Source organism: Stieleria sp., assembly GCF_041595215.1.
GTDB lineage: Bacteria > Planctomycetota > Planctomycetia > Pirellulales > Pirellulaceae > Stieleria > Stieleria magnilauensis.
The window spans coordinates 1-5,533 of sequence record NZ_JBFHKV010000542.1 but is presented as its reverse complement, the minus strand read 5'-3'; the positions used below and the strand labels follow the sequence as shown (position 1 = coordinate 5,533).

5 protein-coding genes are annotated in these 5,533 nt (G+C 60.3%); 4 read left to right on the top strand and 1 reads right to left on the bottom strand.

Annotated elements, in window-relative coordinates:
- Together ABX749_RS19670 and ABX749_RS19665 are read left to right on the top strand one after the other, a co-directional pair.
- Positions 1-904 (top strand): AAA family ATPase (locus ABX749_RS19670; protein ID WP_372897469.1); only part of this gene is annotated, 904 nt, incomplete at its 5' end.
- Positions 901-2,241: a VWA-like domain-containing protein gene (locus tag ABX749_RS19665; protein WP_372897468.1), complete on the top strand. Its 1,341-nt coding sequence runs from the start codon at positions 901-903 to the stop codon at positions 2,239-2,241. The genes ABX749_RS19670 and ABX749_RS19665, both read left to right, overlap by 4 nt.
- Before the next feature lie 172 nt (positions 2,242-2,413).
- On the opposite strand, the gene ABX749_RS19660 is transcribed toward ABX749_RS19665, so the two are convergent.
- Positions 2,414-2,869 (bottom strand): hypothetical protein, encoded by a 456-nt coding sequence (locus ABX749_RS19660; RefSeq protein ID WP_372897467.1) that lies wholly within the window; start codon positions 2,867-2,869, stop codon positions 2,414-2,416.
- A 414-nt stretch (positions 2,870-3,283) separates the two neighbouring features.
- Here ABX749_RS19660 and ABX749_RS19655 point away from each other — a divergent pair, with 414 nt between their 5' ends.
- A complete protein-coding gene (locus tag ABX749_RS19655; RefSeq protein ID WP_372897466.1) occupies positions 3,284-4,027 on the top strand; it encodes a penicillin-binding protein activator LpoB in 744 nt (247 codons plus the stop codon).
- A 143-nt stretch (positions 4,028-4,170) separates the two neighbouring features.
- On the top strand, positions 4,171-5,415 hold the full coding sequence (locus ABX749_RS19650; RefSeq protein ID WP_372897465.1) for a hypothetical protein: 1,245 nt from the start codon (positions 4,171-4,173) through the stop codon (positions 5,413-5,415).
- Positions 5,416-5,533 lie beyond the last annotated feature (118 nt).

The following is a 5,533-nucleotide window of genomic DNA, read 5'->3' as shown; positions in this document are numbered from 1 at the left end:
GATCGGCCTGCTGCACAAGGACGAGCACACCGGCCGCAGCGAGTTTCTGCCGCCGTTCTGGTGGCCCCAGGACGACCAGCCGATTGTGCTGTTCCTCGATGAACTCAATCGCGCACGCCCAGAGATTCTGCAATCGGTCATGGAATTGGCCCTCAACAAAACCTTGGCGGGCAAACGCTTGCCCGCCGGCAGCGTGATCGTTTCGGCGGTGAACGAAGGCGACGAATACCAATTGACCGACTTGGACCCGGCATTGGTCTCGCGATTCAATCTGTACGAATTTGCCCCGACGGTCGAAGACTGGCTGTTGTGGGCCGAGCGTGAAAACGTCGACGCCCGGATCACCAGCTTCATCCAAAAACAGCCCCAGTTCCTCGATGGACACGGGATCGGCGACGAATCCGACCAGACGCTCTCGGGGCTGGTCAAGACGCCGGATCGACGCGGTTGGGCACGGGTCTCGAAACTGATCGAACCGATCGAACGCCTCGATGCCGATCACATCAAACTGATCGCCGGAATCGTGGGATCGACCTCCGCCAACGCCTTCCGCCGCAGCCTGGCAACTCCGCTGCCCGTGACCCCGGCCGACGTTCTGCTGGAGTTCAGTAAACAACGCAAGACGCTGGGCAAAATGTCGCTCGGCGAATTGCTGTTGCTCAACGAACAGATTCTCGTTTGGATCAGCAGCGGAAAATGCCCGGCCGTCCGAGACGACAAAGCTCGCTCGGGCTTGCTGAGCTACTTGAATCTGTTGCGAAAACGAAAACTCGATGAAGCCGTCGCCCATCTGGTTTCGATGCTCGGCAAACCCAAGTTCGAATCCGTGATGGAGTTCATTTCCGAATCGATCGAGCTGACCGAATTGTTGACCGGCTACATGGAAGGCATTCGGATCGAATGAGTCAGTCGTTCGTCAAGTCGAGCGCTCGCGAGCGGATCACACAGGTGGTGGAAAGCTGGTTTCTCACTGAACCGTTATTGTTTGCCGCCTGGACGATGCACGACGTCGTCGAGCGACCGGGTCTGGCAACGATTCGTGTCGGACGCGGCAAGATCGAATTCAACCCGGACTTTATCCGTTCGCTGCGACGCGACCAGCTGCGATCCGTGCTGGGGTTCGAAGCGATGCGAATCCTGCTGGGCCATCCCTACGCCAGACAGCAACCGAAGGCCGAATTGTCGTACCAGGCGAGCAATCTGACCGTGCAGGAATGTCTGCGTACCAAATTGCCGATCCCGCGGCCCCGCGACCTTTGGGGCGACGATCGTTTTGACAATCAGTACTTCGAATTCTATTACCGGGAACTCGCCGAGCGGGCCACCCACGACGAACCGCCAGAGGACGATCCCGAGGATCAAGCCGCAGCGGATTCATCGAACAACGATCCGTCGAACCAGGAATCCTCCGACGACGGTGCGGATCCGCCCCAGGACGACGATTCAGAAACGAATGATTCAGAAACAAACGCTTCGGAGGAGGCGGACGGCCCATCGAACGGGGCCGACGACGCGGCGAGCACACTGGACGCCTACAGCGATCCCGATCAGGTCGGCATGGAAAACACGACCCAGTGGGACAACGACGATCTGAAGCGGGACGAGATCAACGCCGCGGTCCGCGAAGCCGCCGAATCCGATGGCTGGGGCACAGTCGGCGGACAGGCCAAAGAGCAGTTGATGGCGACCCTGCATCCAAAACTAGACTATCGCGGTGTGCTGCGCAACTTTCGCCAAAGCGTGCTCTCGGTGCGTCGGCGTCTGACGCGGATGAAACCGAGTCGACGCTATGGGTTTGCGCAGATGGGCAGCCGCTACGACTTCACGACCAAACTGTTGTTTGCCGTCGATGTCTCCGGATCGATGGGGCACCGCGATCTGCAACTGGGCTTTTCCGTCGTCAGCCACTTCTTTCGCTACGGTGTCGAATCGGTCGACGTGATCTGGTTCGACGAAGACGTCCGGTGTGAACCGCTGACGCTGCGTCGGGCCCGCAGCGCGTTTGAAGTCAGCGGTCGTGGGGGAACCAATTTCGCCCCGGTCATTGACTACATCGACCAACACCGCGACTACGACGGGCTGATCATTTTTACCGACGGTTACGCCCCGGTGCCGCCAAAGCCACAGAACACTCGCACGCGGATCCTGTGGCTGTTCAAAGACGAAGCAACGCACCAGCAGATGCATCAAGGACTGCGTGGGCTGGGGCGATCGGCGTTTTTGAAAGAATCGCCGCGTTGACGCCGTCTCCCTGCTGCCCGGCATGGGCGTCAAGTGATTTTAGAATGCCGAACGATGAGCCGATCACTGGGCCCACGGATGGCAGCGCGAACCCACGGATTTTTTGCACCCTGTCATCGGTGGGTTCGCGCTGCTATCCGTGGGTCTTCTTCTCGATGGCCGCGCCACCGCCTCAAATGTTTTCGAAATCGTCGAAATCTTCCAGATCGACGTCTTCTTCTTCGTCTTCGTCTTTGCCGGTGCTCAAACCGAACTCGTCGCTGATTTCGTCATCGATCTCGATTTCGTAATCGTCGTTCAATTCTTCTTCGAAATCGTCGTCGAAGTCATCATCGAAGTCGTCTTCGTCGATGTCGTCGAAGTCATCCAGATCGTCGTCTTCGTCGAGCCCGTCGTTGAAGCCGTCGTCGACTTCGTCGGTATTTGCATCGTCGTCGCCGAAGCCGTCCTCATCATCATCGTCGTCGTCGTCGTCCAGATCGTCGTCGTCATCGTCGTCCGCTGCGACGGGAATGGTGGTCAGCGGCGATTCCGACCGGTCATGGGGTCGATTCTCAGCCGCGGTGGGGGAAATCGTGGACACGATTTCGGAACTGGCGACCGATGGAACGGCGAGAGCGACACTCATAGATGAAACCGGAAATGCGAAGAAAAATGGGGAGCGGGCTTCCGTCAGGGGATTCATAACCGACAGGCCACGATGACGTAAAGCGTGGGTAACTGGGGATGTTAGGCCTGTCGGGCATCGACGCGTCAGAAAATTTACGGCCGCAACAGGTCAACCAGCGGACCTTGCGGTGCCGATAGTGACAGGGCGCCGCCGGAGTGACGGTTCCCGCTGCGTTTGCCGCCTCGCAAAATCGCTTGGCAACAGACCTCGGCAGCGGATCCATCTGGTCCGGCGGACGCACATTTTGATAGGTCCAGACTATCGGACAAGTCGCCTCAAGCGAATTTTCTTGGCCCCGATGGCATTTCTGGCCCCGAAAACGGGATTTCCAAAGTGCATCGCGACCAAACGCCCCCAGCAAATCAACTCAGCATGCAACCTACCACCCCATCGCGGCGGGCTTCCAAAGCCGCCGCCGCGGTCGTCTTGGCCGCGATTCTGACCGCAACGTCGGGATGTGCCGGTCGACAATACGGGCATTTGCTAGCCAGCGACGACAAGGATCTGGTCGGCAGCCACGCCGCCGGCGCCGCGACGTGGAATCCGCTGGTGGAAGAATCGGTCGCCAAACTGCTCTCCCGCTGCCCCCCCACCGTCCAGCCGGTGGCGTTTGAATCGCAATCCGACCTTTCCCTCGACGGCGTCATCGTCCCATCCACCCTCAGCGGCGGGCCGGCCAGCGTCTGCTTTGTCGGAATCGAAAACAAAAGCGCCGAAGAATTGGGCGATTTCAAAGAACAGCTCTACGAACAGATCGATTCCCAGATCAACTCGAATGCCGATTTTCGTGGCATCAGCCGGCGGATGGTCCAAACCGCACTCCGCGAAACACGACTGCGGCCCGATGCCTTGTTCCTGCCCGCCAACCGCGAGGCCTTCGCCGCCGTCTTGGGCAAAGCGGGCACCCCGGTCGACTACTTACTGTTCGCCAACATCACCACCGGAACCACGGACCGCAACAAAACCAGCCAGCGGGACTACACGCTGACGTTGGAAATGGTCAACGTGCACACCGGTGACTTCTTGAAAGAGTCCGCCAAGATCCGCAAGGGATACTCGAAATCACGCGCCGGCAAATGGTGGAACTACGGCATCTTCGATCAGGCCGACGGGTGAACGTGCAGCGCTGCGTCTCAGCTGCTCGAGCAAACCGACGGCGAGCCCCACTGGCAGCGATCTTAGTCCTTGCCGTCCTCGTCGTCTCATCGGGCTGTCGATCCAACAAGGTCTCGATCGGGCAAGCCCGAGACGCGTTTGCCTTGGGCGATCTCGAATCGGCCGACAAGCTACTGAGCGAACTGGCCGAGGGTCCCAAACGGACCCGGCACCAAAGCCAGCTGGATCTGGCGATGGTCGAACTGGCGCGTGGTGACGTCTCCGCGGCCGAGTCTCGGATGCGTGAACTCCGCGACCACTTCGACGCGTTGCCCGACACTGCGCCGGTCAACGACGCCGCCTCGTTGGCGGTCGATGATCGGGTCCGGCCGTTTCAGTTGGCCGGCTACGAACAAGTCCTGTTGCGGTCGATGTTGGCGATCTGCTCCCTGGCCGGCGATGCTACCGACGCCGAAGCCTATTGTTTGCAGGCCCAAACCCGCCAAGCCGAATTGAACCGGCAAGCCGAAGACGCAGATTCTCCAACGCCCAAGCAACAACTCGCGCTGGCACCTTATCTGCAAGGCACACTGCGCGAGGCCACGCACCAGAACTACGACGACGCCGAGCGCGCCTTTCGACTCGTCAGCAGCATTCAACCCGAATTCGCTCCGGCGGCCGACGATATCGCCAGAGCCAATCGCGGTGCCCACAGTGCCGCAGGCCACGGCGTGCTGTACGTGTTTGCGATGGTCGGCCACGGACCAAAGCTGGTGGAGACGGTCGCGCCGACGACCACCACGTCACTGCAAATCGCATCGACTTTGTTGCGATCGATCCACAATCACGAACAGGGCGATGACGACGAACCGGTGCTGCCCAACGTGGTCAGTGTGAAAGTTCCGCAAGTCGAAATCCCGCCCTGCGACCTCGCGGCGATCGGGGTTTCGTTCGGCGGGCAACTGCTCGGCGCGACGCAAACGATCACCGACATCGGGCAATTGGCGGCGGAAAAGGTCGAAGCCGAAATGCCGTGGACGATCGCCCGTGCCGTCGCGCGGCGGGTGCTCAAAGAGGCCAGTGTCGTAGCCACCGCCCAATCACTCGGACTCAGCGGCAACGCGGCCGCGGCGTTCGAATTCGCGGCGATCAACGCCTGGAGTGCCACGGAAAAGGCCGACACCCGTTGCTGGGGCTTGCTGCCACGAGAAATCCAAGTCCTCCGCGCCGAGCTGCCGGTCGGAACCCAGGAGATCCAATTGTCGCCCTTGGCTTTCACCGGCCAGTCGTTCGCCCCGCCGCAACGACACAGCGTCACGATCGAAGACGGACGCAATCACTACCTGGTCGTCATCGCGCCCGAGCAGATCCTGTCGGTCGTCCCCTCAACAACGTCCACAAGCCCCTAGCGCCCTGGCTACGATTGACTTTCCGGTAGTGGACGAGGCGACTTTCCGGTAGTGGACGAGGCGACGAGTCCTCTGCAGTCGGCATCTTGGCAAGGACTCGTCGCCTCGTCCACTACCG

What these genes read in the sequence shown, in the direction of transcription:
- ABX749_RS19660 (WP_372897467.1), bottom strand. Translation starts at nt 2,869, where the DNA reads ATGAGTGTCGCTCTCGCCGTTCCATCGGTCGCCAGTTCCGAAATCGTG.
- ABX749_RS19655 (WP_372897466.1), top strand. Translation starts at nt 3,284, where the DNA reads ATGCAACCTACCACCCCATCGCGGCGGGCTTCCAAAGCCGCCGCCGCG.
- ABX749_RS19665 (WP_372897468.1), top strand. Translation starts at nt 901, where the DNA reads ATGAGTCAGTCGTTCGTCAAGTCGAGCGCTCGCGAGCGGATCACACAG.